This window comes from Brasilonema sp. UFV-L1, assembly GCF_012912105.1.
GTDB lineage: Bacteria > Cyanobacteriota > Cyanobacteriia > Cyanobacteriales > Nostocaceae > Brasilonema.
In genome coordinates this window covers 1-2783 of the sequence record NZ_QMEA01000264.1, presented here as the reverse complement: position 1 = coordinate 2783, position 2783 = coordinate 1, and the positions used below count along the sequence as shown (strand labels likewise).

Here is a 2783-nt window from a genome sequence, read left to right as displayed (position 1 = left end):
AGCTGGTGGCGACACCAACACCTTACCCGACTAACTGCTCTGAGGTATTCAGAAAACGCAATTTGGAGTAAAGCATGATTAGACACAGTGTAAAAGCTAGTGAATCTTGGAAATCACTACCCTGGAAGAAATTTCGGGCGAACCTTTTCCGCTTACAAAGAAGAGTGTTCAAAGCTGTTCAAGCTGGAGACAGGCACAAAGCAATGTCTCTACAGAAGCTTATCCTGAAATCTCGTGCAGCTAGGTTTCTGGCGATTCGTCAAGTAACTCTGCGATTACGCTGGCAAAAAGACCGCAGGAATTGACGGTAAGACTGCCTTAACTCATGAGGAGAGATTTCACCTCGAATTGCTATTTAGGCAACCTAACTGGTATCACAACAAACTAAGACTGATACCAATCCCCAAGAAAGACGGCTCAACCAGACTCCTGAAAGTCCCTACTATTGCAGACAGAGCTTGGCAATGCCTAGCAAAGTACGCACTCTTACCAGCTTGCGCGTTGCAACCTTTCATGCCAACAGCTACGGGTTCAGAACTGGGCGCTCTGCCCACGATGCCCAAAGACAGATAGCAAACAACCTCACATCTGAGAAAAACGGCAACACTAAGAGAATCCTTGAGCTAGACATAGAAAAGTGCGTGCGCCGTGACAGTTCACGCGGTATCCCCAACCAAGTTGGGAGAGACTAAGAAGAACGTCTCTAAGTCAACCAACTTACCTAGAGTCAAAAGACAAAAGGAACAACCGCATGAAGGTATACGCCGGAAATAGAGAGAAGGCGTTAAAACTAGAGTCCGGCAAGACTTGTGTGACATGGTGAAGGTTAAACTACCTGAAGCCTAATTCTGACGGTATATTCGATTACCTATTCTTACAACGCCTAAGAGGAATAATCGTTTGTGTGTAGTTTTAAACATTTGAACCACACAACTTCTTCAAACGGAGTCAGCCAGCGATGAGATGGCGTAAACGTTTGAATGGGACACCTAAATCACACTGTTACGTACCGAGTTAATAAAGCGCGGGATGACCTACGGGGGGCGACCCCTATGGTTACAGAGTTCTCATAGTAGTCCGAGGGCGGGAAAGCCGTCCACATGGCAAAGGAGAACAGGTATTCTTCACACTTCTATCGGGAGGTACGCGAGATGCGGAACGCCGAAACGGTTTTAAGTGTAATCCGAGACAGAGGTCAACGTGGTTTACCATTGGATGATATCTACAGACAACTTTTCAATTCCAATCTGTACCTCAAAGCGTACAGTCGCATCTACAAAAATGATGGGGCAATGACGCAAGGAGTTACATCAGAGACTGTTGATGGGATGTCCATTAAAAAGATTGAAAAGCTCATAGAAGATATTCGCTATGAGCGTTTTCGGTGGACACCAGTGCGGCGAATTAATATTCCCAAGAAAAATGGGAAAACTCGACCTCTGGGTATTCCCACTTGGAACGATAAATTGGTTCAGGAAGTAATACGTTTAATACTAGAAGCGTATTACGAACCTCAATTTTATAACAGCAGTCATGGTTTTAGACCCAAGCGTGGATGCCATACGGCATTAACAATAATAGACCGCACTTGGCAAGGAACCAAGTGGTTTATCGAAGGAGATATTCGTGGATGTTTTGACAATATAGACCATAAAATCTTAATGTCAACTCTACGCGATAAAATCCAAGATAATCGCTTCCTGAGATTGATTGAAAACTTACTAAAGGCAGGTTACTGTGAGCAGTGGAAATATCATTCCACCCTTAGTGGAACGCCACAGGGGTCGATTGTTTCACCCATACTCGCAAATATTTACCTTGATCAGCTCGATAAATTTATCGAACAGACACTCATTGGTGAATATACACTCGGTAAATGTCGGGCACAAAATCCAGAGTATTCAAAACTCGTAAAACTTGCCTGGTATTATAGGAAAAATGGACAATTCGATAAAGCGCGTCAACTGGAAATTCAATACCAGAACATGCCTTCCAAAGATGTCCGTGACCCGGAATACAGAAGGCTAAATTACGTCCGCTACGCTGATGATTTTCTACTTGGTTTCATTGGTTCACTTCAAGAGGCAAAAGAAATTAAGGAAAAACTAAAGATATTTTTAGCGGAAAATCTTCAACTGGAAATGTCGCCAGAAAAGACCTTAATTACTAATGCCAGAAATGAAGCAGCAAACTTCTTAGGTTACGAAATCTTAGTTCAATATTCCGACAATAAGCATACCAATGGTAAACGCTCAATCAATGGAATCACTGCACTAAGAATCCCAGCAAGTTTCGTAGAAGAAAAATGTGCCCTTTATATGAAGAATGGCAAACCCATTCATCGCCCTGAGTTAATAAATGATGATGATTTTACTATCATCAACATTTACCAATCAGAATTTAGAGGCTACGTACAATTCTATAGCCTTGCTCAAAATATTGCATGGCTGAGAAAACTTCAATGGGTTATGTCGAGTTCGCTGATGAAAACCCTTGCCTGTAAATACAAAACTAGCGTGGCTAAAATCTGCGCCAAGTACCATAAGACGGTAAAACTCCCACAAGGTTTAAGAAAGTGTGTTGAAATAACCGTCCCAGTAGAAGGTAAGAAACCCTTAGTGACTCGCTTCGGCGGCATACAATTAAAACGCAACCTAAAAGCAACCATAGAAGACCTGCCACGAGCGCGAAAACCCGCGTTCAGAAATGAATTAATTAAACGGCTTCTCGCGGACGAATGTGAGATCTGTGGGGTTGGGCTAATAAAGCGCGAAAAACTGCGG

1 protein-coding gene and 1 pseudogene are annotated in these 2783 nt (G+C 43.0%); both read left to right on the top strand.

Annotated features, from left to right (window positions below):
* Positions 1 to 74: 74 nt before the first annotated feature.
* Positions 75 to 641 (top strand): annotated as a pseudogene (locus tag DP117_RS33845) (reverse transcriptase N-terminal domain-containing protein); the annotation flags it as partial.
* A 510-nt stretch (positions 642 to 1151) separates the two neighbouring features.
* Positions 1152 to 2783 (top strand): reverse transcriptase/maturase family protein (locus DP117_RS33840; protein WP_211176524.1); only part of this gene is annotated, 1632 nt, incomplete at its 3' end.